Here is a 22,481-nt window from a genome sequence, read left to right on the forward strand (position 1 = left end):
AGGGTGTAGCCGTTCTGGGACACCTGAAGCCCTCCGGGGGTATCGTTCCCGGCCGTCTGCGGCGCCGGGGTGGCGGCGTGGCCGCCGTGGCCGGCCGTGGCCGGGGCGCTGGGGGAGGCTTGCGCGCCGTGGGCGCTCTCCCCGCTGTGGACGGGCGCCGGGGAGGGCGTGCGCACCTCGCCGACGGCGGCGCCCACGCCCAGGGCGCCGCCGAAGACGACGGCGAGCCCGAGGGCGTAGGCGCCGAGCTTGGCCGCCGTGTTCACGCCGAGCTCACCACCTCGTACCCGGCCTCCTCGACCGCGGCGGCGATCTTCGCCGGGTCTATCGGGCCGTCGCTGTCGACGGTCAGCAGCCCGCTGGCCAGGTCGACCTCGACGCCGGTGACGCCGGGCACCTCGCCGACCTCCTCCTTCACCGAGCTGACGCAGTGGCCGCAGGTCATGCCCTTCACGGTGTAGGTCGCGGTGGCCATATCAATCTCTCCTTCGGAAAATCTCGGCATTGTTCAGGAACGGACGAGTCGCGCGATGGCGTCGGAGGCCTCCTTGACCTTGGCCTCGGCCTCCGGGCCGCCCTTGAGGGTGGCCTCGGCGACGCAGTGGGCCAGGTGCTCCTCCAGCAGCGAGAGCGCGAAGGACCGCAGGGCGCTGGTGGCCGCCGACACCTGGGTCAGGATGTCGATGCAGTACTTGTCGTCCTCGACCATCCGCTGCAGGCCGCGAACCTGTCCCTCTATTCTCCGCAACCTGCGCTGGTGGTCCTGCTTGGTGTCGGCGTAGCCGGCCATGTCCCCTCCTCTCGCCGCCCTCCCATAACACCATACCCCCCTATGGTATTTCAAGCGCCTTCGCCCAGGAGGTTCGCCAAGCAGGTCACCAGAGGGCCGCCGCCAGGACCCCCACCACGATGAGCACCGCCAGGAGGCGGACAATCAGAGTCATGCGTCAACCATAGGTTGACGTTTGGTGAAGGGTCAACTTGAAGTTGACGAGGAGACTTGTCGTGTACGGCGTCGCGCCGATCGTCTGAAGGGCAGGAGGTGGTTCACGTGAAGTACGCATTGCTGTTCGTCGAGACCGAGCAGTTCGAGCAGGAGCTCGCGGCCATGAGCCAGGACGAGCGCGACCGCGCGGTGGAGAAGGTCATGCGGTGGCTGGACGACCACGCCGGCAGGATCACCCACCGCGCCAAGCTCCAGCCCGCGCACACCGCGACGACGGTACGGCTCGGCGAGGGCGACGAGCCCCTGATCACCGACGGGCCCTTCGTCGAGGGCAAGGAGGTGGTCAGCGGCTACGTGGAGATGGAGCTGAACGACCTGGACGAGGCGATCGCCGCGGCGCGCTCCTGGCCGGGGTGTCCCGTCGTGGAGATCCGCCCGGTCGAATGGTGACCACCCAGGACGCGCTGGCCAGGACGGTCCGCGAGCACGCGGGCCGGCTGGCCGCCGCGCTGGTCTCGCTGCTGGGGGACTTCTCGGCCGCCGAGGACCTGGTGCAGGACGCCGTGGAGGCGGCGCTCAAGCACTGGCCGGTCGAGGGCGTCCCCGAGCGGCCGGACGCCTGGCTGTTCACCGTGGCCCGCAGGCGCGGGCTGGACGTCCTGCGCAGGGAGGCCACCTACCGCGCCAAGCTCGCCCAGGTCCAGTGGCCCGTGCCGCCGGAGCCGGACGACCGGCTCCGGCTGCTGTTCACCTGCTGCCACCCGGCCCTGTCCAGGGAGGCGCAGGTGGCGCTCACCCTGCGGGTCGTCTGCGGGCTGACCACCGCGCAGATCGCCGCGGCGTTCCTGGTGCCGGAGGCCACCGTGGCGCAGCGGATCACCCGCGCCAAGCGCAAGATCGCCGAGGCGGGCATCCCGTACCGCGTGCCCAGGGACGAGGAGCTGCCCGCGCGGCTGAACCAGGTGCTGACGGTCGTCTACCTGATGTTCAACGAGGGCTACCTGTCGAGCTCCGGCGGCCAGGCGCACCGCCGCGATCTGGTGGACGACGCGGAATGGCTGGCCTCGCTGCTGGCCGGGCTGATGCCGGAGGAGCCGGAGGTGGCCGGCCTGCTGGCGCTGATCCGGCTGCACCGGGCGCGCGGCGCCGCCCGCTTCTCCCCCGACGGCCGCCTGGTGCTGCTGAAGGACCAGGACCGCCGGCTGTGGGACCACGAGGCCATCGACGCCGCGATCCGCCTGCTCACCCGTACGGCCCGCCGCCACCATGCCCCCGGCCCCTACCAGCTCCAGGCGGCCATCGCGGCCTGCCACGCCGAGGCCCCGAACTGGGAGGAGACCGACTGGCCGCAGATCGTCGTGCTCTACGACATGCTCCTGGCCTTGGCGCCCTCGGCGGTGACCCGGCTGCACCGGGCGATAGCCGTACGGCACGCGCGCGGCCCGGAGGAGGCGATGGCCGAGGTGGAGAAACTGGGCGAGGCGCTGGACCGGTACGCGCTCTACCACGCCACGCGGGCCGAGCTGCTGCGGGAGCTCGGCAGGACCGAGGAGGCGCGGGCGGCCGGCCGGCGGGCGCTGGAGCTCACCGGGAATCCGGCGCAACAAGCCTTGCTGGAGGAGCGGCTGCTGTCGTGAAACGGCGCCGCCCGTTCGTCTTGTCTGTGAAAGCCGCGGAACCCGAAGATCCCGACGAAGGAGTCAGCACATGAATCCCGACCTCGCCTACATCGACGTCGTCGTCTCCGACATGGACGCCTCGCTGGCCTTCTACTCCCGCCTCGGGCTGAAGTTCCAGGTGGATCCGGCCTTCCCCGGGCACGCCGGTTGCGACATGGCCAACGGGGTGCACCTGATGCTCGACGCCGAGGAGTTCATGACGCCGTTCCTGCCCGGATGGACGAGGGGCGAGGGCGGCCGGCGCACCATGCTGTGCTTCGGCTTCCCCACGCCGGCCGACGTCGACGCCAAGTACGGGGAGCTGGCGGAGGCCGGCTACCGGGGGATGGCCAAGCCGTTCGACGCTCCCTGGGGCATGCGGTACGCGACCGTGCTCGACCCGGACGGCAACGGGGTCAACCTGTACGCCCCGCTGAACCCGGCGACGGGATGAGGAGCCAGACCGGGTTCGACCCGGGCCGGTGTCGCGGAGGCCCGGGTCGAACGCCCCCCACATGCGGTGCAGGTCTTCCTCTGGACCCCGACCGTAACTCACCGGATTGCGGATGGCCAGAACGTCCGCTTTTACGTGTCCATCACAACGTTTGTCACGTTCCGGAGGCGGGGCGTACCGAATCGAGCAGCTGGTCGAAGGGCACGAATGGCGCGGCCGCCCGCCGTACCGGCTGGTTGAGCAGCTGCGCCGCCAGCTCGCCCGCGGCCCGCTCGATCCGCTCGGCCAGCCCCTCCGAGCTCCCCCAGTCCTCGGCGGCCGCGTAGACCGCCGTCGGCATGACGACGGCGCGCAGGTAGGCGAACATCGGCCGGACCGCGTGCTCCAGGGCCAGCGAGTGCCGCGCCGTGCCGCCGGTGGCCGCGATGAGCACCGGCTTGCCCGCCAGCGCGTCCCTGTCCAGCACGTCGAAGAACGACTTGAACAGGCCGCTGTAGGAGGCCGTGAAGATGGGCGTGACGGCGATGAGCGCGTCGGCCCCGGCCACCTCGTCCAGCACCTCGCGCAGCGCCGTGCCCGGGAACCCGGTGACGAAGGCCTTGGCGACGTCGACGGCCAGGTCCCGCAGCTCCACGACCCGCACCTCCAGGCCGGGCACGCGGGCCGCTGCGGCCTCGCCCAGCCGGTCGGCCAGCAGGCGCGTGGCCGACGGCACGCTGAGCCCCGCGGAGACGGTCACGAGCTTCACGCCGTCACCTCCTTCAGCCGCGCCAGCCGCGACTGGTGCGTGGGCGCGTCGGGCACGCTCGCCGGGCGGCCGATCGCGAACTCCTTGCGCAGCACCGGCACGATCTCGCCCAGGAAGTCCAGCTGCTCCATGACGGTCTTGAGCGGCAGTCCCGCGTGGTCGATGAGGAACAGCTGGCGCTGGTAGTCGCCGAAGTACTCGCGGAACCTCAGCGTGCGCTCGATCACCTGCTGCGGGCTGCCCACGGTGAGCGGCGTCTCGGCCATGAAGTCCTCCAGCGAGGGGCCGTGGCCGTACACCGGCGCGTTGTCGAAGTAGGGGCGGAACTCGCGGATGGCGTCCTGGGAGTTGCGGCGCACGAACACGTGGCCGCCGAGCCCGACGATGGCCTGCTCGCGGGTGCCGTGGCCGTAGTGCTCGAAGCGGTCGCGGTACAGGTCGATCAGCCGCTGGAAGTGCTCCTTGGGCCAGAAGATGTTGTTGGCGAAGAAGCCGTCGCCGTAGTAGGCGGCCTGCTCGGCGATCTCCGGGCTGCGGATCGAGCCGTGCCACACGAACGGCGGCAGCCCGTCGAGCGGGCGGGGCGTGGAGGTGAAGCCCTGCAGCGGCGTGCGGAAGCGGCCCTCCCAGTCCACGACGTCCTCGCGCCACAGCCGGTGCAGCAGCGCGTAGTTCTCGATCGCCAGGAGGATGCCGTCGCGGATGTCCTTGCCGAACCACGGGTACACCGGGCCGGTGTTGCCGCGGCCCATCATCAGGTCGACCCGGCCGTCGGCCAGGTGCTGGAGCATCGCGTAGTCCTCGGCGATCTTCACCGGGTCGTTGGTGGTGATCAGCGTGGTGGCCGTGGACAGGATCAGCCGTTCGGTGCGCGCGGCGACGTAGCCGAGCATCGTCGTCGGCGAGGACGGCACGAAGGGCGGGTTGTGGTGCTCGCCGGTGGCGAAGACGTCCAGGCCCACCTCCTCGGCCTTCTGCGCGATGGCGACCATGGCCTTGATCCGCTCGTGTTCGGTGGGTGTGCGGCCCGTCGTGGGATCGGGCGTGACGTCGCCCACGGTGAAGACTCCGAACTGCATCATGGCCGCCGCTCCTCATGTAGTTGAAAATTCAATCGCCAGTGGAACGCCCAGGGCGGTGCGGTTATTTCTGCCCCGCTAGACTCTCCCTCGTGATCGCGAACCGCAGCCAGTGGTGGCCCGCCTCCTAGGCGGTCCACGGGTCTGCGTACGGCGCAGCACAGCAACAACGGCCGCCTCGGCGAGGCGGCCTTCGTCGTTCCCGGGCGCCTTGCCGACGACTTCGGAAGGTGCATCGATGATCTGGAAGACCCTCCTCCCCCGGCTCCTCGACAGCGAGTCTCTCACCGCGGACGAGGCCGCGCGGGCGATGGCCGAGATCGTCTCGGGCCGGGCGACCGACGCGCAGATCGCCGCGTTCGCGGTGGCCCTGCGGGCCAAGGGCGAGACGCCGGAGGAGCTGACCGGCCTGGCCGACGCCATGCTGGCCCGCTCCACCCCGGTCGGCGTCCGCCGCGAAGCCGTGGACCTGGTGGGCAGCGGCGGCGACATGGCCTGCACGGTCAACGTCTCCACCATGGCCGCCGTCGTCGCCGCCGCCACGGGCGTGACCGTGGTCAAGCACGGCGGCCGGGCCGCCTCGTCCTCCTGCGGGGCCGCCGACCTGCTGGAGGAGCTCGGCGTCGCCGTCGACCTGCCGCCGGAGCGCGCCGCGGCCGTCGTCGAGGAGGTCGGCATCGGCTTCCTGTTCGCGCCGCTGTACCACCCGGCGCTCAGGCACGCCTCACCGGCCCGCCGCGAGATCGGCGTCCCCACCGTCTTCAACCTCCTGGGCCCGCTGATCAACCCGGCCCGGCCGCGCGCCCAGGCCGTGGGCGTCGCCCACTCGCGGCTCGCGCCCGTCGTGGCCGAGGTCTTCGCCCGGCGCGGCTGCTCGTCCCTGGTCTTCCGCGGCGACGACGGCCTGGACGAGCTGACCACGTGCGCGCCCTCGACCGTCTGGCTGGTACGGCACGGCCGCGTCGCCGAGACCCGGTTCGACGCGGCCGACCTGGGCATCCCCCGCGCGACGCACGACCGGTTGCGGGGCGGCGACGCCGTACGCAACGCCGAGACGGCGCGGGCCGTGCTGGCCGGGCGGCCGGGACCGGTGCGGGACATCGTCCTGCTCAACGCCGCCGCCGCGATGGTCGCCGCGGAGGGCGCCCCGGAGCCCGGCGAGCTGGCCGGGCGGCTCGCCGCCGCGTACGGGCGGGCGGCCGAGGCGGTCGACTCCGGCGCGGCCGGGGAGCTGCTGGAGCGCTGGGTCCGGGCCTCCAGGGCGCACTTCTCCGTGTAGGGCCTCTCGGCACGAGTTCTCCACGCGAATGTGGGTAGGCGCGCAGACATGGCAGAGATGCACGAGGACCTGTTGTGGGAGGAGTTCCACCGGGTGGTCAACATGACCTCCGAGGAGCTGCGCGCCTTCCTGCTGGCCGATGCGTCCGGCGAGACCGCCTTCCCCGCCGACCCCGACCTGGGCGTGGGCGGGCTCGGCCGCGGCGTGCTGCACATCCTGAGCAAGCGCAAGGTCGACCTGACGCCGGACGACCTCCGGGTCATGCGCCAGGTGATCGAGTTCGTGGAGGAACGGCGGGGCGAGGATCCCAAACGCGACGAAGTCCGGCATGAGCTGATGTCGGTGGGACACGACCCTCTGCGAGACTAGTCAGATGGACCTGAAGGCCTGGATCGACGGCTACGTCAGGGCGTGGAACTCCAACGATCCCGACGACATCGCCAGCCTGTTCACGGACGACGCCCGGTACCACACCGAGCCGTTCAGCGCGCCGTGGGAGGGCCGCGAGGAGATCGTGGCCAACTGGCTGGCCCGCGCGGACCAGCCCGGGGAGGCCAACTTCGAGTGGCGGACGGTGGCCGTGGACGGCGACGTGGGCGTCGTCCAGGGCACGACCCGCTACCCCGACCAGACCTTCAGCAACCTGTGGGTGATCCGCTTCAGCCCCGACGGCAGGTGCCGCGAATTCACCGAGTGGTGGATGGAACAGCCCGCCGAGTGATAGAGAGCACCTGTGACAGACAATCTCGACCTCGCCGCGACCGCTCAGGAACTGGCCGAGCGGGCACCGGAGGGATCGGTCGACCGCGCGGCCGCCCACTCCGTCGCGATCACCTGCGCCACCACCCGCGACGCCGCCCACGCCAGGAGCACCCTGGAGGGGATCGCGCCGGAGGAGGTGCGGGCGGCCGCGATCGCCCTGTTCGACAGGCTCTCCCAATAAGTGTCTGAGTAGGGCGTACTCATGCGCCGCCGGGCCCGCGGAGGGACCATGGGCGCATGCTCACCTTGCGCGCCCGCCGCGTCTTCGACGGCCGGGACCTCCTCCACGACCAGGTCGTGACCGTCCGGGACGGCCGCGTCACGAGCGTGGCCCCCGGCCGGACGGCCGACGTCGACCCCGACATCGACCTGGGCGAGGCCACCCTCCTGCCCGGCCTCATCGACGCCCACGTCCACCTCGCCTTCGACGCCGGCCCCGACGTCGTCGACCGCGTCACCCGCCTCGGCGACGAGGAACTGCTGGAGGTGATGCGGGACTCGGCCGGGCGCCAGCTCGCCGCGGGCGTGACCACCGTGCGCGACCTGGGCGACCGCGGCTTCCTCGCGCTGCGCCTCGGCCTCGGCGTGAACGGCCCCGAGGTGCTCGCCGCCGGGCCGCCCATCACCTCGCCGCGCGGCCACTGCTGGTTCCTCGGCGGCGAGGCGGCGGGCGAGGAGCAGGTACGGCAGGCCGTACGGGAAAGGGCCAGGCGCGGCGCGCACGTCGTCAAGATGATGCTCACCGGCGGCGAGCTGACGCCGGGCACCCACTCCCACCGGGCGCAGTTCACCGCGGCCGAGGCGAAGGCGGCGGCCGAGGAGGCGCACGTGCACGGGCTGCCGATCGCCGGGCACGCGCACGGCCGCGAGGGCATCGTCCTGGCGCTGGAGGCGGGGTTCGACACGGTCGAGCACTGCTCCTTCCTCACCGAGGACTCCGCGGAGGCCGACCCGGCCGTGGTCGCCCGGCTGGCCGCGTCCTCGGCGATCGCGTCGCTCACGCTCGGGTTCGTTCCCGGCGCGGGCGAGCCGCCGCCCCGGATGCGGCGGCTCCTCCCCAAGCTCAGCGAGGTGCTGCGCACGCTGGGGGAGGCCGGGGTGACGTACGTGATCGGCAGCGACGCCGGCATCGGGCCGCCCAAGCCGCACGGCGTCCTGCCGTGGGGCGCGCAGATGGCGGCCGACCTGGGGTTCGAGCCGATCGACGTGCTGCGGGCCATGACGTCGCGCGCCGCGCTGGCGTGCCGGGTCGCGGACAGGAAGGGCCACATCGCCCCGGGCTACGACGCCGACCTCCTCGTCGTCGACGGGGATCCGCTGGCCGACGTCGCGGCCCTGCGGCGGCCGGTCGCCGTCTACCGGATGGGCACCCGCGTGGGGCCGTGAACCGCCGGCGGCGCGCGGGCCGCCCGCGCCACCTACGATGATGACCGACCGGCAGCGGCGATGTCCCAGGCATGCGGATCGTCCCGCTGGAGGGAGTCGCGTTCTGAAGGGTGAGCCGTGACCGCCGAGATTCTGCGCTCGAGAAGCGGCCTGGGCGGTCGCGTCGCGCCGATCGAGCTGTTCTTCGACCTCGTCTACGTCTTCGCGGTCACGCAGCTGTCCCACCTGCTGCTGGACCACCTCAGCCCGGCCGGCGTCGCGCAGACGGCGCTGCTGATGCTGGCGGTCTGGTGGGCGTGGATGTACACCACGTGGACCACCAACTACCTCAGCCCCGAGCACCCGGCGCTGCGGCTGACGCTGGCAGGCGTCATGCTGGCCGGGCTGGTCATGGCCGCCGCGCTGCCCAGCGCCTTCGACGGCGGCGCCCTGCTGTTCGCCGGCGCCTACGTCGCCATCCAACTCGGCCGCACCATCGTGGTGACGCTGCTGGCCAGGGGCGAGGCCGTCCAGCTCGTCTTCGCCCGGGTGCTGGTGTGGATGGTCGTCTCGGCCGTCCCGTGGATCGCCGGCGCCTTCGTGGAGGGCGCCGCCCGGGGCGTGTTGTGGACACTGGCGGTCCTCATCGAGTACACCGCCCCCTGGCACGGCTACCTGACGCCGCGGCTGGGCCGGTCGGCGACCTCCGACTGGACCATCGACGGCGGCCACATGGCCGAGCGCTGCCAGCTGTTCGTCATCATCGCCCTGGGCGAGTCGGTGCTGGTCACCGGCGCCACGCTGCAAGAGCACCACTTCGGCGCGGGGGCCATGGCCGCGTTCGTGGTCGCCTTCCTCGGCAGCGTGGCCCTGTGGTGGGTGTACTTCGACCGTACGGCCGAGGCCGCCGCCCAGGCGATCGCCGCCTCCGACGACCCCGGGCGGCTGGGCCGCTCCGCCTACACCTTCATCCACCTGCCGATGGTGGCCGGCATCATCGTGGCGGCCGTGGGCGACGAGCTGGTGATCGCCCACCCCGGCGCCTACGGCGACAGGTGGTGGACGGCCGTCATGGTCTGCGGCGGCCCCGCGCTGTTCCTGGCCGGTCACGCGCTGTTCAAGCGGGCGGTGTTCGGCTACGTGCCGATCAACCGCGTCCTGGCCGTGGCCGTGCTCGTGGCGCTCATCCCGCTGGCGAAGGCGGTGCCGCCGCTCGCGCTGGCCGCCGCCGCCATGCTGGTCGTCTGGGCGGTGGCGATCTGGGACGCCGTGCTCGTCCGGCGCGGGAGCCGGAACCCCGAGCTTGCGCCCTGACCTCCGGGCCGTCACTCTTGGCTGGGGCGACACCCAAAGATCGGGCGGACGGGGGACATGTCACGGTGAGCGCGGGCACGGCGGAGACGAAGGGGAGCGACTTCTCCCGGTTGGCAAGGCGCATCACGGACGCGGGCCTGCTGGAGCGGCGCCCGGTCTACTACGCGGTCCGCGTCGGCGCGTGGGCGCTGGCCTACGCCGGAGGGTGGGCGGCGTTCGCGCTGATCGGCGACTCCTGGTGGCAGCTGCTCGTCGCGGCCGGCCTGGCCGTGGTCTTCGCGCAGTTCGGCTTCATCGCCCACGATCTGGGGCACCGGCAGGTCTTCCGGCGCCGCCGCCCGAGCACCGCGGCCGGGCGGATCATCGGCAACCTGTGCATCGGGCTCGGCTGGGACTGGTGGACCGACAAGCACACGCGGCACCACGCCAACCCCAACCACGAGGAGCACGACCCCGACGTCTCCCCCGCGGTCATCGTCTGGTCGGCCGGGCAGGCAGCCGAGAGCCGGGGGCTGCCGCGGCTGGTGGCCAGGCACCAGGCCTTCTGGTTCTTCCCCCTCCTCACCCTGGAGGCCTGGCACCTGCACGTGGCCAGCTTCCGCGCCCTGCTGCGGCCGGACGCCAGGGGCCGCTGGGTGGAGGCGGCACTGCTGGCCGCGCACTCCGCCTGCTACCTGGGCGCGGTCTTCGCCGTGCTGTCACCGGGCAAGGCCGTGGCGTTCCTCGCCCTCCACCAGGGACTCTTCGGCGTCTACCTCGGGTGCACGTTCGCGCCCAACCATAAGGGCATGCCGACCCTCACCGGCCGGACGTCGCTGGACTACCTGCGCAAGCAGGTGCTCACGGCGCGCAACGTGCGGGGCGGCGTGCTGCTCGACGTGGCGCTGGGCGGGCTGAACTACCAGATCGAGCACCACCTGTTCCCCAACATGCCCACGCCGAACCTGCGGCGCGCCCAGCCGATCGTCCGGGCCTACTGCGCCGAGCTGGGGGTCGAGTACGCCGAGACGGGCCTGCTCGACTCCTACCGCCAGGCGCTGCGGCACCTGCACGCGGTCGGCGCCCCGCTGCGTGCCGGGTAGCCTCACGTCGCGCCGTCGAGGCGGCGCTGCAGCTGCTCCCGCCGGGCCTGCAGGTCGGCGATGAGCCGTTCCTGCTCCTCGGCCATGGTCATCATGGAGGCGCGGTCGACGGCGTCGCCCGGGCCCATGTCGGAGATCTGTTCTCGCAGGTCGGCCGCCGAGGCGCGCAACTTGGCGAGGTCCTCGTCGACCTGGCGAAGTTCGTCCTGGATACTCATCCCTGTCTTCTACCCAAGCTAGAGTGGGGATCATGCAAACCAGGACGATCGTGACGATCGCGATCGTCGTCGCCGTCGTCGTCGGCACCGTCCTGTCCGCCGCCCTGCGCGCTCACGAGCCCGTGAACGTGCTGGACTTCGCGCTGCCGGCGGTGGCGTGCGCGGCTTTGTTCCTCCGGCACCGGTACCCGGTGGCGGCCCTCGTCGTGATCACCGCGGCCACGCTGGTGTACTACCCCTACGCCCGGCTCGACGGCCCGATGATCATCCTGCCCATCGTGGCCCTCTACACCGCCGCCGACCGGGGCTACCTGCTGGCCGCCATCGTCACGGGCGGCACCGCGCTGCTGCTGATGGGCCTGGGCGAGATCAGCTCCTCGCAGCGGCACATCGACGACACCTCCTTCCTCATCGTCGCCGAGGGCGTCGTCGCGACGATCGCCGCGGGCGGCGTGACCCGCAACAGGCGCGCCTATCGCGCCGAGATGGAGCACGCCAAGGAGGAGGAGGCCAAGCGCAGGGAGACCGAGGAACGGCTGCGCATCGCGCGCGAGCTGCACGACGTCATCGGCCACAACATCTCCATGATCAACGTGCAGGCCGGCTCGGCCCTGCACGGCATCCGCAAGCGGCCGGAGGAGGCCGAGGCGGCCCTACGGACGATCAAGGACACCAGCAAGGAGACCCTGCGCCAGCTGCGCACCACGCTCGGCATGCTGCGCCAGGTCGACGAGCACGCCCCGACGGCGCCGGCCGGCAGCCTGGCCCGGCTCGACGAGCTGGTCCGCGAGAGCGGGCTGAAGGTCGTCACCACCGTCTCGGGCCCGCTGACGGACCTGCCCGCCGAGGTCGACATCGCCGCCACGCGGATCATCAGGGAGGCATTGACCAACGTCGCCCGCCACTCGGGCGCCGACCACGCCGCCCTCACGGTCGGCCGCGACGGCGAGGACCTGGTCGTGCGCGTGGAGGACTCCGGCCCGGGCGCCACCTTCACCGACGGCACCGGCTTCGGCATCCAGGGCATGCGCGAGCGGGCGACCGCGCTGGGCGGCAGCCTGGAGGCCGGTCCGCGGCCGGAGGGCGGCTTCCGCGTCGTGGCCCGCCTCCCCCTGGTGAGCGCCCGGTGATCCGCCAGCCCCATCGGAGGAACCCATGATCCGCGTCCTGCTCGCCGACGACCAGACCCTGGTGCGCGCCGGCTTCCGCTCGATCCTCAGCGACGAGGAGGACATCGAGGTCGTCGCCGAGGCGGCCGACGGGGAGGAGGCCGTCGCCAAGGCCCGCGACCTGCGTCCCGACGTGGTCCTCATGGACATCCGCATGCCGCGGCTGGACGGCCTGGAGGCCACCCGGCGGATCGTCGCCGATCCCCGGCTGGAGGAGGTCAGGGTCGTCATCCTGACCACCTTCGACCTGGACGACTACGTCTACGGCGCGCTGCGGGCGGGCGCGAGCGGCTTCCTGGTCAAGGACACCGAGCCCGCCGAACTGATCCACGCGGTGCGGGTGGTGGCCAGGGGCGACGCGCTGATCGCGCCGTCCGTCACGCGCCGCCTGATCGCCGAGTTCGCCGGCCGGGTCAAGCGCCCCGAGCCCGGCCCCGAGCTGAACGGCCTGACCGAGCGCGAGCGCGAGGTCCTGTCGCTGGTCGCGCAGGGCCTGTCCAACGACGAGATCGCCGCGCGCCTGGTGCTCAGCCCCGCCACGGCCAAGACGCACGTCAGCCGCATCATGACCAAGCTGGGCGTGCGCGACCGGGCCCAGCTGGTGGTACTGGCCTACGAGGCCGGGATGGTCACGCCGGGCTGGCTTACTTCCTGAGTCGTACGGCCCGGCCACGCCTGATACCCGGGATGTAGGGACGGTGCACGCTCCGGCATGACGCGGCGGCGGGAGCCGTACCGGGACCATCTGGGGCATGGACGCCGTAGAGCTCGCCCGGTTGCAGTTCGCGCTCACCGCGGGGGCGCACTTCCTGTTCGTCGCCCTGACGCTGGGCCTGGCCACCCTGGTCGCGATCGTGCAGACGCGCGCCACGCTCACCGGCAGCCGGGTTCACATGCGGATGACCCGGTTCTGGGGCCAGCTCTACGTGATCAACTACGCGATGGGCATCGTCACGGGCCTGGTCATGGAGTTCCAGTTCGGGCTGTCGTGGAGCGGGCTGACGCACTTCGCGGGCAACGTGTTCGGCGCCTCGCTGGCCCTGGAGACGCTGGTGGCGTTCTTCATCGAGTCGACGTTCCTGGGGCTGTGGATCTTCGGCTGGGACCGGCTGAACCGGTGGGCGCACCTGGCGCTGATCTGGGTGGTCACGCTCACCGCCTACGCGAGCGCGTTCTGGATCATGATCGCCAACGGGTTCCTGCAGAACCCGGTGGGCCACCGGCTCGTCAACGGCGGGCTGGAGCTGGTGGACTTCGGCGCGATGGTCGCCAATCCGGCGGCGCTGACGGCCTTCGGCCACGTCCTGTCGGCCGGGCTGGTGGTCGGCGCCTTCTTCATGGCCGGAGTGAGCGCCTGGCACCTGCGCAGGCGGACGCACGAGCAGGAGTTCTTCCGCAAGAGCCTGCGCCTGGGCGTGGGGGTGAGCCTGCCCGCGCTGTTCCTGACCGCCTCCTTCGGCGGCGTGTCCTTCGACAGCATGCAGCCGACCAAGGTGGCCGCCTGGGTCAACAGCCCCGAACGGCTGGCCGAGGCGCAGGCTCAGATGGAGGCCGTCCACGGGCCCGGCGACTACCTGCCGCCGGTGGGAGCCGTGCACGCGGCGGGGACCGTCATGATGACCCTGTTCGCGGTCATGTTGCTGGTCTCGCTCGTCAGCGTCGTGCTGATGGCCTTCCGCCCGGCGGTGCTGCGCCTGCGCCCCTGGCACTGGCTGCTGACCCTGATGATCCCGATCCCCTTCGTCACGACGATCGCGGGCTGGCTGTTCCGGGAGCTGGGCCGCCAGCCGTGGGCGGTGTTCGGGCTGCTGCGGACCTCCGACGCGGTCTCGCCCCTCACCCGGGGCCAGACGCTCGCCTCGCTGGTCGTCTTCACCACCCTGTTCGGCGTGCTCATCGTCGTCAACTACTGGCTGCTGGCCAGGACCGCGCGCCGCGACCCCGGCACGGTGGCGCTGGGCGCGAGCCGTACCGCCGAGACCCCCGAACCCGCCCTGAGCTACTGAGGAAACCCGCCATGGAGATCTTCGTCCTCGCCTTCTTCGCCCTCGGCTACCTCGTGCTCGGCGGCCAGGACATCGGGGTGGGCATGGTCCTGCCGTACCTGGGCCGGACGGCGGGCGAGCGGCGCGAGGCGATCGCCGCCATCGCGCCCTTCTTCCTGGGCAACGAGGTCTGGCTCGTGGCCACGGCCGGAGTGCTCGCCGGGCTGTTCCCCACGCTGGAGGGCGAGCTGCTCAGCGGCAACCACGCCGCCGTGGTGGCGCTGCTGGCCGGCTGGGTCCTGCGCGACATGGGGCTGTGGCTGCGCGGCCGGCTGCCCGGCGGCCGGTGGCAGGCCTTCTGGGACGGCGCCGTGGTGGCCGGCAGCTGGGTCCTGGCGCTGAGCCTGGGCACGCTGCTGGGCGGCGTCCTGCTCGGCCTGGCCGGACCGGTCGGGATCGTCCCGGCCGTGGTCGTGGCGGTGCTGTTCGCGCTGCACGGGCTCGCCTTCGCGGCCCTGCGGCTGCGGGGCACGCTGCGGCAGCGGGCCGGGGTGCTGTCCGGCGGGGCGGCCGAGTGGCGGACCTACGCCCTGACCGCGGCCGCGCTCGTCGCCGTCGGCGTGATCGCGGGGACGCGGCTGGACCTGGCGTCCGGCGCGACCTCGGCCTTCCTGGCGCCGGTGGTCGCGGGGCTGATCCCCTTCCTCGTGGCCGCGCAGGCCTGGGTGTGGTGGACCTTCCGGCACCGCGTGAGCGGGCCGTCGTATCTCTGAGGGGAATAGCGCGGCGGTGCGGGCTCTTGTGACCGGCATGAGCGTTCGTGAACTTCGCCTCGTCGTCACCGCGGAGGACTACGAGGAGGCGCTGCGGTTCTACCGGGACGTGCTGGGCCTGCCGGAGCGGGAGGCCTACTCCTCCCCGGACGGCCGCGTGACCATCCTGGAGGCCGGCCGCGCCACCCTGGAGATCGCCGACCCCAACCAGGCCGAGTTCATCGACCGGGTCGAGGTGGGGCGGCGGGTGGCGGGACACATCCGGGTCGCCTTCGAGGTGGACGACTCCACCGAGGCCACCGCCCGGCTGGCCGGGGCGGGCGCCACCGTGGTCGCCCCGCCCACCCGCACGCCGTGGAACTCGCTGAACTCGCGCCTCGAAGGCCCGGCCGGGCTGCAGCTGACGCTCTTCGAGGAGCTCGGCGACGTCACCTGACGATGAACTCCCTGATCAGCCGGCTGAGCTCGACGGGCCGCTCGTGCACGACGACGTGGCCGCTGTCCAGCTCGGCGTAGCGGCTGCCGGGAATGGCGGCGTGCATCGCGCGGGCGTGCTCCACCGGGACGAGGTAGTCCTGCGTGGCGCCGATCACGAGCGTGGGCGAGGTGATGCGCGGCAGCAGGGGGCGCAGGTCGACCCGGAGGTCCAGTTCGATCTGCCGGGCGGTGCCGGGCGGCGCCTGGGCCGACAGGAGCGCTTTGACCCCCTCCTCGCCCAGGGAGCTGACGTGGCGTGGGCTGAAGGCGACCAGCGGACCGTAGGCGGCGAACGCCTTCGGGTCGCTCGAGGCGAGCCGCGCCCACGTCTCCAGGCCCAGCCGGAGACGGGGATCCTCGGTGTGGGTCCAGCCCGCGATCAGCACCAGGCGGCGCACCAGCTCCGGACGCGTGGCGGCCAGGGCGGCCGAGACGACGGCGCCCAGGGAGAAGCCGACCAGGTCCGAGGGGCCGGGGAAGGCGGCGGCGACCTGCTTCACCAGCAGGTCAAGCGTCAGCTCGCCGCCGGGGTCGTAGGTGCGCCCGCTGCCGGCGTAGTCCGGCGTGACCACCGTGCGCACGTCGGTGAAGCGGTCGACGAGGTGGGCGAAGTTCGTGACCGAGTCGCCGCCGGTGCCGTGGACCATGACCAGCCCGGGACCGCTGCCCGCGACCGCGTAGTGGACCCCGTTGACCTCCGGCATCAGAGCTCCCCTCCCGCGGTGGCGTCCACGGTGGTGCCGGTGACGACGGCGGACCGCTCGGAGGCCAGGAAGGCGACCACGTCGGCGATCTCCTCGGGCGTGGCCAGCCGTCCCAGGGCGTGCCGCGACACCGCGTACGCCATCGCCTCGGGGTTGCCGCGCAGCCAGCCGGCGTTGATGTCGGTGTCCACGATTCCCGGCGCGACGTTGTTGACCAGCACGTCCACCCGGTCCAGCCCGTCGGCGAGCGCTTCGACGGCGCCCGGGGTGCCCAGCTCGGCGCGGACCGCGAAGGCGCCGCCCCCGGCCGCGGCCACCACCTCCTTGGCCGCCACCTCGTCGCGGGCGTAGTTCACCACGACGCGGAATCCGTCGGCGGCCAGCCGCAGCGCGACGGCCCTGCCGATGCCCCTGCTCGCACCCGTGACCAGCGCGGTCTTCATGACACGCACCCCCACATTTCTGTAGCGATCGATACATAAACCATAACATAGCGATCGCTATAGAATTTGGCCATGGCCAGACAGCGAGCCTTCGACCGGGACGCGGCGCTCGAGAGCGCCCTGCTCACGTTCTGGCGGCACGGGTACGAGGCGACCTCCGTCGCGGCGCTCACCGAGGCGATGGGCATCCGGCCGCCCAGCCTGTATGCGGCCTTCGGCGACAAGCGGAGGCTGTTCGAGGAGGTCGTGCGGCGCTACCAGGAGACCCACGGCGCCTTCACCACCAGGGCGCTGCGTGAGGAGCCGACCGCGCACGCCGCGATCGGGCGCATGCTCAGGGAGCTGGCCGTCGAGTACACCGACCCTGCGCATCCGCCGGGCTGTCTGATCATCTCCGGGGCGGTGAACTGCGGGCCGGAGTCCGCGCAGGTGCAGGAGTGGCTGCGCGGCTTCAGGGACGCGGCCAAGGCGGCGCTCCGTGCCAAGATCGAGGCTGACGTGGCGGCCGGGCTGCTGCCCGCCGGCACCGACAGCGCGGGGCTGGCCGCGTTCTACGCCTCGGTCATCCAGGGCATGTCCACCCAGGCACGCGACGGCGCCTCACGCGAGGATCTGGCGCGGATCGCCGAGCTGGCCATGCGGGTGTGGCCGCGAGCGCGCTGACCAGGCGCGCCGCCGTACCGGGCCGGGGCTCACAGCGGCAGCACCGCGTGGACGCTGTAGCCGCCGGTGGCGGCGGGGCCCGCGGTGAGACGGCCGTTGAACATCGCCACCCGCTCCCGCATGCCGAACCGCGCCGACCTGCATGGTCATCATGCTGACGCTGTGCGCCACGATGCCGTGCAGCTCGCGGACGATCCGCGTGCGTTCCCCAGCACGAGGGCGGCGCTCGCCCAGTCGGCCGCCGGGAAGGCCAGACGCTGCCTCAGCACGCGGTGCTCGCGGATGTCATGCGGTGAGGCTAGTTGACTGACGCCCGTAAAGAATCACCCGTGAAGCGGATCCGGAGAGCTCCTCACGACGGAGAGGCCGTCGCCCGCGCCTTGACCGAGGCGTCCTCGGGCGGCACCTCGGGCGTCGTGGCGCGCAGCCACCGCGAGCCGTGCGGGTCGAGCGGCAGCTCCACCGCGTCCCGGTCGCCGATGCGGAAGGTGTCGTCGGTCAGCAGGTCCGTGAGCACGCACGAACGCAGCCCCTTCAGCGTCAGCTCCGCGTCCACGGCCTTGTCGCTCAGGTTGTGCGCCACCACGACCGTGGCCTCCTCGGCGTCACACCGGTAGGCCAGCACGGCCGGATGGTCGCAGTCCAGCACGGTGGTCTCGCCCCAGGCCAGCTCGGGGCACTCGCGGTAGCGCTCGATCAGCAGCTGGATCCAGCGCAGCAGCGAGCCGGGGTCCCGCTTCTGGTCGGCGACGTTGACGCGCTCGGGCGAGTAGGCCCCCTCGGGCATGTCGCGCTCAGGCTCGACGAGGCTGAAGCCGCCCTCCGGCGCCCACTGCATCGGCACGCGGACCGCCATGCGGCCCTCGGCCCGCAGGTTCTCTCCCAGTCCGATCTCCTCGCCGTAGAACAGCACCGGCGTGCCGGGCAGGGAGAACAGCAGGCTGTAGGCCATCTTGACGCGCCGCAGGTCGCCGCCGAGCATGGTCGGCAGGCGGCGCCGCAGCCCCCGGCCGTAGATCTGCATGTCCTTGTCGGGGCCGAACGCCTCGAAGACCTCCCGGCGCTCCTCCTCGGTGAGCTTGTCCAGCGTGAGCTCGTCGTGGTTGCGCAGGAACACCGCCCACTGGGAGTCCTTGGGCGGCCTGGGCCGCTCGCGCAGCGCCGCGGCGAGCGGCGCGGCCTCGCCCCTGGCCAGCGCCAGCCACGCGCGCTGCATGGTGACGAAGTCGAAGCACATCGTCAGCTCGTCGCCGTTGCCGTCGCCGAAGTAGGCCAGCAGCTCGTCGTAGGGCAGGTTGACCTCGCCCAGCAGGATCGAGCTGCCCTCGCGCCGGCACATGAAGGCCCGCAGGTCCCGCAGGAACTCGTGGGGGTCGGGGAGCTTGGGGTTGACGTTCTGGATGAGGTACGGCACCGCGTCCACCCGGAAGCCGGACAGGCCGAGCTCCATCCAGAAGCCGAGGATGCGGGCGATCTCGTCGCGGACCTCGGGGTTGCCGACGTTCAGGTCGGGCTGGTGCTTGTAGAAGCTGTGCAGGTAGTACTGGCCCGTGCGCTCGTCGAACTCCCAGAAGGAGTTCTCCTTGTCGGGGAAGACGACCTGGGAGGGGTCGTCGGGCTCGGGGGTGTCGGACCAGACGTACCAGTCGCGATAGGGGTTGTCGCGGCTGGAGCGGGCCTGCTGGAACCACGGGTGCCGGTCGGAGGTGTGGTTGACGACCAGGTCGGCGATCACCCGCAGGCCCCGGTCCTTGGCGGTGCGCATGAACTCGACGAAGTCGCCCAGCGTGCCCAGACGGGGGTCGATGCTGTAGAAGTCGACGACGTCGTAGCCGTCGTCCCGGTTCGGGGTCGGGAAGAACGGCATGAGCCACAGGCACGTGACACCGAGCCCGGCCAGGTAGTCGATCTGCTGCGTGAGCCCGCGGAAGTCGCCGACCCCGTCGCCGTTGCCGTCCTTGAACGTCTCCACGTCCAGGCAGTAGATGACGGCGTTCTTCCACCACAGGTCGCTGGTAAAGGTCAGTCTCACGGACCTCCCGCTACCCCGGCGGGCGCTTGGTGAACGCTTTGCCGTACGGCTCCCGCCGATCGGCAGGTCAGCCGCCAGGTCAGCCGGCGTACTGCAGGCCGGCCCGGGACGATCCGCCCGCCGGCCACGGTGAAGTCGTAGTGGGCCCGCCAGCCGTCCGACCCTGCGGGCGCCCAGTGGACCAGGAGCCGCTGCCCGTCGGGCCGGGCCTGGACGATCCGCAGGACGCGCAGCGTGCCGCCGATCACCTCCCGGCCGGGGCCGCGGCCGGTTCGGTGGAGCCGCAAGCGGCCAGCACGGCGGCCGGCACGGCGGCGAGCAGCGTGGCCGTCAGCGCCCTCACAGCAGGGTCCCTCCGCTGACCTCGAACCTGGCCAGCGCCTTGCCGATGCGCTCCAGCGTGTCCGGGTGCAGCGTGATGTCGGCCGCCGCCGCGTTCTCCGCGATGTGGCCGGGGGTCCGGCTGCCCGGGATGGCCACGACGTGGTCGTCCTGGTGCAGCAGCCACGCCAGGGCCAGCTGCGCGGGGGTGATCCCCAGGTCCACGGCCAGGTCGCGCACCGGGGCGTACCGGTCGTTGTTGGCCGCCAGGTTCTCCGCCGAGAAGCGCGGCGCGTGCCGCCGGAAGTCGCCCTCGCCCACCTCGCTCACGCTCCCGGCCAGGAACCCGCTGCCCAGCGGGCTCCAGGCCACCACGCCGGCTCCCAGCTCCCTGGCCGCAGCCAGCAGGCCTGAGTCGATGGGCCGCCACATCGACCACTCGTTCTGCACGGCCGCGATCGGGTGCACCGCATGCGCCCGCCGCAGCTGCTCGCCGGTCACGTTCGACAGCCCCAGGTGCCGGACGAGCCCGGCCCGGACCAGCTCCGCCATCGCCCCGACGGTCTCCTCGATGGGCACTCCGGGGTCGGGATAGTGCAGGTAGTACAGGTCGATCACGTCGGTCCCCAGGTTGGCCAGGCTCCGCTCGGCGTAGCGGCGCACCAGCCGCGGCTCGGCGTTCACGCGCAGCTCGCCGAAGGCGTAGCCCACCGGGAAGGGCCTGCTCTCCTCTCCCTCGGGGACGGCCAGGCCGAACTTGGTGGCGAGGACCACCTCCTCCCGCCGCCCCTTCACGGCCCGCCCCACCAGCTTCTCGTTGTGCCCGCCGGGGCCGTAGGCGTCGCTGGTGTCCACGTGGACGGCGCCCGCGTCCAGGGCCGCCCGGACGGCCCGCTCGCCGCGGGCGTCGTCGATGTCGCCGTAGATGCCCGGCGAGAGCACCATGGCCCCGAAGCCGATCGCCGGGACCCGCAGGTTTCCAAGTTCGCGTGTCTTCATGCCCCGATCCTGTGGTCCGGGCGGCTTTGCCGTCCAAGACCTGTTGCGATAACCATTGGCTATGGACGTCCACCTGCGGGACCTGCGCTACTTCGTCGCCGTGGCCGAGGAGCTCAACGTCACCCGGGCGGCCGAGCGGCTGTTCGTCTCCCAGCCCGCCCTGTCCAAGCAGCTCAGGGCGCTGGAACGGCAGCTGGGCCTCACGCTGTTCGAGCGCGTGCGCGGCGGGGTGGCGCTCACCGAGCCCGGCAGGGCGCTGCTGCCGTACGCCCGCGAGCTGCTGGAGCGCTGGGGCACGGGCGTCGAGGCGGCGCGGGCCGCGGCGCCTGCCGGGACGCTGGTGGTCGGCATGCAGACCGCCGTGGGGCGCGGCATCCAGCACGACACGCTGCGGCGCTTCCGCGAGGCGATGCCCGGCTGGGAGGTGTCGCTGCGGCTGGTGAGCTGGGAGGACCCCAGCGCCGGGCTCGCCGACGGCAGCTCGGACGTGGCCTTCGTCTGGCTGCCCGCCGCGCCGGGCGTCCAGACGCGGGTGCTGGCGACCGAGCGCCGGTTCCTGGCCATGGCCGAGTCCCATCCGCTGGCCGGGCGATCGGAGATCGCGCTGGAGGAGCTGCTGGACCAGCCGTTCATCGCGCTCCCCGCGAGCGCCGGGCCGCTGCGGGACTTCTGGCTGGGCATGGACGCCAGGAGCGACGAGCCCGTGGTCGCCCTCACGGCGGGCACGGCCGACGAGGCGTTCGAGGGGATCACGAGCGGGCTCGGCGTGGCCCTCATCGCCGAGGGCAACGCCGCGCTCTACAAGCGGCCGGGCGTGGTCTACCGGCCGGTGGCCGGGCTGGCGCCCGCCCGGCTGGCGGTCGCGTGGCGGGCGGGCGACCGCCGTCCCCACGTCCGAGTCTTCCTCGACGCGCTGTCGCGGTCCCACTAAGGTCTCGGGGCATGAACGACTACCAGGCCACCTTCAAGCTGATCGACGCCGACAACGACGGGCTCATCTCCGCCGAGGAGCTGGTCCGCCTGATGGAGGTGCTCGGCCAGCCGATCACCGTCGAGCGCGCCCAGGCCGCCATCGCCCAGCTCGACCAGGACGGCGACGGGCTGATCAACGCCGAGGAGCTGGGCGCCTACCTGAGCTGACCGCCGCCCAGCGTGGCGAGCAGCCAGGGGCGCAGCACCGGCAGCACGTTGGCGGGCTGCATGGCCTGGATGTGGTTCAGGCCCTCCAGCTCCCGCACCTGCCAGCCGAGCGCCTCCAGCTCGGCCCGCCGCTCGCGCACCGGGCCGGCGATGTCGACGCGCACGCCGCCCCAGCGCTCGCCGTACTCGATCACGTCGGCCGTCCCCGCGAAGCACAGCCGGGGACAGCGGACCAGCCGCTGCGCGTCGCGGTCGTCGAAGCCGCGCAGCGCCTCGTAGAGCGTGACGAACTGCCGGGTCTGCTCCTTGGACAGCGTCACCTCCGCCGAGTCCCAGTCGCCCGGCTCGGCCGTGCTCCCCGTGGGCGCCGCGCCCGCCAGCTCGTGGGTGGCCATGGTGACCTTCAGCATCTCCTGGTACGGCCCGCCCAGCGGCGGGAAGCCGCCCATGACGAGCGCCGTGAGCCGGTCGGTGCGCATGGCCAGCTGGAGCCCGCTCAGCGCCAGCCACGAGTAGCCGTAGTAGGCGAACCGGTCCGCCCCGGCGGCGTCGGCCACGGCCAGGAAGTCGGCGGCGATGGAGTCCGGCGTCAGCGTGTCCGGCTTGGGCTTGGCCATGACGTGGCCCTCGTAGTCGAACGCGATGACCCGGAAGGCGTCGGACAGGCCGTCGATCAGCGAGCGGCCCAGCGCCGGGTCCATGCCCCACTTGCGCTTCTCCTCCGCCTCCGCGCCCTCGGCGGGCCTGGGGTCGACCGGGAGCAGGAGGGCGGGACCGTCGCCCCACACCTCCACCTCGATGGAGCTGCCGTCGTGCAATTCCGTAAGCTGTAGATTGTTTGTCACAACGAATACCTTACGCCATAAGGAG

The 22,481-nt window shown here is 72.3% G+C and carries 29 protein-coding genes and 1 pseudogene; 18 read left to right on the top strand and 12 right to left on the bottom strand.

Annotated elements, in window-relative coordinates; all coding sequences use genetic code 11:
* The 3 genes and pseudogenes from BSB02_RS31160 to BSB02_RS31170 form a co-directional block, all read right to left on the bottom strand.
* Positions 1-266: pseudogene (locus BSB02_RS31160) on the bottom strand (hypothetical protein); the annotation flags it as partial.
* Positions 263-475, bottom strand: coding sequence for a heavy-metal-associated domain-containing protein (locus tag BSB02_RS31165; RefSeq protein WP_084964411.1), 213 nt, complete (start codon positions 473-475; stop codon positions 263-265). The pseudogene BSB02_RS31160 and the gene BSB02_RS31165, both read right to left, overlap by 4 nt.
* A gap of 33 nt (positions 476-508) precedes the next feature.
* On the bottom strand, positions 509-790 hold the full coding sequence (locus BSB02_RS31170) for a metal-sensitive transcriptional regulator (protein ID WP_084964413.1): 282 nt from the start codon (positions 788-790) through the stop codon (positions 509-511).
* Positions 791-1,051: 261 nt separating this feature from the next.
* Between BSB02_RS31170 and BSB02_RS31175 the strand changes: the two genes are divergently transcribed.
* From BSB02_RS31175 to BSB02_RS31185, 3 genes are all read left to right on the top strand, one after another.
* A complete protein-coding gene (locus BSB02_RS31175; protein WP_084964415.1) occupies positions 1,052-1,396 on the top strand; it encodes a YciI family protein in 345 nt (114 codons plus the stop codon).
* Positions 1,390-2,583, top strand: coding sequence for an RNA polymerase sigma factor (locus BSB02_RS31180; RefSeq protein ID WP_084964417.1), 1,194 nt, complete (start codon positions 1,390-1,392; stop codon positions 2,581-2,583). Before BSB02_RS31175 ends, BSB02_RS31180 begins: the two co-directional genes overlap by 7 nt.
* A gap of 70 nt (positions 2,584-2,653) precedes the next feature.
* A complete protein-coding gene (locus tag BSB02_RS31185) occupies positions 2,654-3,058 on the top strand; it encodes a VOC family protein (RefSeq protein WP_084964419.1) in 405 nt (134 codons plus the stop codon).
* A gap of 154 nt (positions 3,059-3,212) precedes the next feature.
* Here the strand turns inward: BSB02_RS31185 and BSB02_RS31190 are convergent, their stop codons facing one another.
* Both BSB02_RS31190 and BSB02_RS31195 read right to left on the bottom strand, forming a co-directional pair.
* Positions 3,213-3,806 carry an FMN reductase gene (locus BSB02_RS31190; protein ID WP_084964421.1) on the bottom strand — a complete coding sequence of 198 codons (594 nt, stop codon included), beginning with the start codon at positions 3,804-3,806 and terminating at the stop codon, positions 3,213-3,215.
* Entirely contained in the window at positions 3,803-4,885 is a 1,083-nt protein-coding gene (locus tag BSB02_RS31195) for an LLM class flavin-dependent oxidoreductase (RefSeq protein ID WP_084964545.1), read from the bottom strand. Before BSB02_RS31195 ends, BSB02_RS31190 begins: the two co-directional genes overlap by 4 nt.
* Before the next feature lie 238 nt (positions 4,886-5,123).
* On the opposite strand from BSB02_RS31195, the gene trpD reads away from it, so the two are divergent.
* From trpD to BSB02_RS31230, 7 genes are all read left to right on the top strand, one after another.
* Positions 5,124-6,164 (top strand): anthranilate phosphoribosyltransferase, encoded by a 1,041-nt coding sequence (gene trpD / locus BSB02_RS31200; RefSeq protein ID WP_084964423.1) that lies wholly within the window; start codon positions 5,124-5,126, stop codon positions 6,162-6,164.
* Between the two features lie 48 nt (positions 6,165-6,212).
* Entirely contained in the window at positions 6,213-6,533 is a 321-nt protein-coding gene (locus BSB02_RS31205; RefSeq protein WP_084964425.1) for a DUF3140 domain-containing protein, read from the top strand.
* Positions 6,534-6,537: 4 nt separating this feature from the next.
* Positions 6,538-6,885: a YybH family protein gene (locus BSB02_RS31210; protein WP_084964427.1), complete on the top strand. Its 348-nt coding sequence runs from the start codon at positions 6,538-6,540 to the stop codon at positions 6,883-6,885.
* A gap of 12 nt (positions 6,886-6,897) precedes the next feature.
* Complete coding sequence (locus BSB02_RS31215) at positions 6,898-7,107, top strand: hypothetical protein (protein ID WP_084964429.1); 210 nt, start codon at positions 6,898-6,900, stop codon at positions 7,105-7,107.
* Positions 7,108-7,163: 56 nt separating this feature from the next.
* Positions 7,164-8,312 (top strand): amidohydrolase family protein, encoded by a 1,149-nt coding sequence (locus BSB02_RS31220; protein ID WP_084964431.1) that lies wholly within the window; start codon positions 7,164-7,166, stop codon positions 8,310-8,312.
* A gap of 117 nt (positions 8,313-8,429) precedes the next feature.
* Entirely contained in the window at positions 8,430-9,605 is a 1,176-nt protein-coding gene (locus tag BSB02_RS31225; protein ID WP_084964433.1) for a low temperature requirement protein A, read from the top strand.
* A 110-nt stretch (positions 9,606-9,715) separates the two neighbouring features.
* Positions 9,716-10,687: a fatty acid desaturase family protein gene (locus tag BSB02_RS31230; protein WP_240506791.1), complete on the top strand. Its 972-nt coding sequence runs from the start codon at positions 9,716-9,718 to the stop codon at positions 10,685-10,687.
* A 2-nt stretch (positions 10,688-10,689) separates the two neighbouring features.
* Here the strand turns inward: BSB02_RS31230 and BSB02_RS31235 are convergent, their stop codons facing one another.
* The gene (locus tag BSB02_RS31235; protein WP_084964437.1) at positions 10,690-10,905 is read right to left on the bottom strand and encodes a hypothetical protein; all 216 of its coding nucleotides are present in this window, start codon (positions 10,903-10,905) and stop codon (positions 10,690-10,692) included.
* A gap of 32 nt (positions 10,906-10,937) precedes the next feature.
* On the opposite strand from BSB02_RS31235, the gene BSB02_RS31240 reads away from it, so the two are divergent.
* The 5 genes from BSB02_RS31240 to BSB02_RS31260 all read left to right on the top strand — a co-directional run bounded on the left by BSB02_RS31240 (position 10,938) and on the right by BSB02_RS31260 (position 15,268).
* The gene (locus tag BSB02_RS31240) at positions 10,938-12,035 is read left to right on the top strand and encodes a sensor histidine kinase (protein ID WP_240506793.1); all 1,098 of its coding nucleotides are present in this window, start codon (positions 10,938-10,940) and stop codon (positions 12,033-12,035) included.
* A 25-nt stretch (positions 12,036-12,060) separates the two neighbouring features.
* Positions 12,061-12,729 (top strand): response regulator, encoded by a 669-nt coding sequence (locus BSB02_RS31245; protein ID WP_084964439.1) that lies wholly within the window; start codon positions 12,061-12,063, stop codon positions 12,727-12,729.
* A 97-nt stretch (positions 12,730-12,826) separates the two neighbouring features.
* Positions 12,827-14,080, top strand: a complete 1,254-nt coding sequence (locus BSB02_RS31250) for a cytochrome ubiquinol oxidase subunit I (RefSeq protein ID WP_084964440.1) — start codon at positions 12,827-12,829, stop codon at positions 14,078-14,080.
* 11 nt (positions 14,081-14,091) lie between these two features.
* A complete protein-coding gene (locus BSB02_RS31255) occupies positions 14,092-14,832 on the top strand; it encodes a cytochrome d ubiquinol oxidase subunit II (RefSeq protein ID WP_084964442.1) in 741 nt (246 codons plus the stop codon).
* 37 nt (positions 14,833-14,869) lie between these two features.
* The gene (locus BSB02_RS31260) at positions 14,870-15,268 is read left to right on the top strand and encodes a VOC family protein (protein ID WP_084964549.1); all 399 of its coding nucleotides are present in this window, start codon (positions 14,870-14,872) and stop codon (positions 15,266-15,268) included.
* On the opposite strand, the gene BSB02_RS31265 is transcribed toward BSB02_RS31260, so the two are convergent.
* Positions 15,261-16,013 carry an alpha/beta fold hydrolase gene (locus BSB02_RS31265; RefSeq protein ID WP_084964444.1) on the bottom strand — a complete coding sequence of 251 codons (753 nt, stop codon included), beginning with the start codon at positions 16,011-16,013 and terminating at the stop codon, positions 15,261-15,263. The genes BSB02_RS31260 and BSB02_RS31265 overlap by 8 nt on opposite strands.
* Positions 16,013-16,456 carry an SDR family oxidoreductase gene (locus tag BSB02_RS31270; protein ID WP_143591373.1) on the bottom strand — a complete coding sequence of 148 codons (444 nt, stop codon included), beginning with the start codon at positions 16,454-16,456 and terminating at the stop codon, positions 16,013-16,015. The genes BSB02_RS31265 and BSB02_RS31270 overlap by 1 nt, the downstream gene beginning before the upstream one ends.
* 72 nt (positions 16,457-16,528) lie before the next feature.
* Here BSB02_RS31270 and BSB02_RS31275 point away from each other — a divergent pair, with 72 nt between their 5' ends.
* Entirely contained in the window at positions 16,529-17,119 is a 591-nt protein-coding gene (locus BSB02_RS31275; RefSeq protein WP_084964448.1) for a TetR/AcrR family transcriptional regulator, read from the top strand.
* Between the two features lie 352 nt (positions 17,120-17,471).
* Here the strand turns inward: BSB02_RS31275 and BSB02_RS31285 are convergent, their stop codons facing one another.
* From BSB02_RS31285 to BSB02_RS31290, 3 genes are read right to left on the bottom strand one after another with little or no spacing between them, the layout of a single operon-like run.
* The gene (locus BSB02_RS31285; protein WP_084964452.1) at positions 17,472-19,151 is read right to left on the bottom strand and encodes an alpha-amylase family protein; all 1,680 of its coding nucleotides are present in this window, start codon (positions 19,149-19,151) and stop codon (positions 17,472-17,474) included.
* Positions 19,148-19,438 (bottom strand): hypothetical protein, encoded by a 291-nt coding sequence (locus tag BSB02_RS40055; RefSeq protein WP_143591375.1) that lies wholly within the window; start codon positions 19,436-19,438, stop codon positions 19,148-19,150. Before BSB02_RS40055 ends, BSB02_RS31285 begins: the two co-directional genes overlap by 4 nt.
* A gap of 52 nt (positions 19,439-19,490) precedes the next feature.
* Positions 19,491-20,471, bottom strand: coding sequence for an aldo/keto reductase (locus BSB02_RS31290; protein WP_084964454.1), 981 nt, complete (start codon positions 20,469-20,471; stop codon positions 19,491-19,493).
* A gap of 61 nt (positions 20,472-20,532) precedes the next feature.
* On the opposite strand from BSB02_RS31290, the gene BSB02_RS31295 reads away from it, so the two are divergent.
* A complete protein-coding gene (locus BSB02_RS31295; RefSeq protein ID WP_084964456.1) occupies positions 20,533-21,402 on the top strand; it encodes a LysR family transcriptional regulator in 870 nt (289 codons plus the stop codon).
* A gap of 11 nt (positions 21,403-21,413) precedes the next feature.
* A complete protein-coding gene (locus BSB02_RS31300; RefSeq protein WP_084964458.1) occupies positions 21,414-21,611 on the top strand; it encodes an EF-hand domain-containing protein in 198 nt (65 codons plus the stop codon).
* On the opposite strand, the gene BSB02_RS31305 is transcribed toward BSB02_RS31300, so the two are convergent.
* Positions 21,599-22,429 (bottom strand): alpha/beta fold hydrolase, encoded by an 831-nt coding sequence (locus BSB02_RS31305; RefSeq protein ID WP_084964460.1) that lies wholly within the window; start codon positions 22,427-22,429, stop codon positions 21,599-21,601. The genes BSB02_RS31300 and BSB02_RS31305 overlap by 13 nt on opposite strands.
* Between the last annotated feature and the right edge of the window lie 52 nt (positions 22,430-22,481).

Origin of the sequence: Thermoactinospora rubra (genome assembly GCF_002093975.1) — a bacterium.
Lineage (GTDB): Bacteria > Actinomycetota > Actinomycetes > Streptosporangiales > Streptosporangiaceae > Nonomuraea > Nonomuraea rubra_A.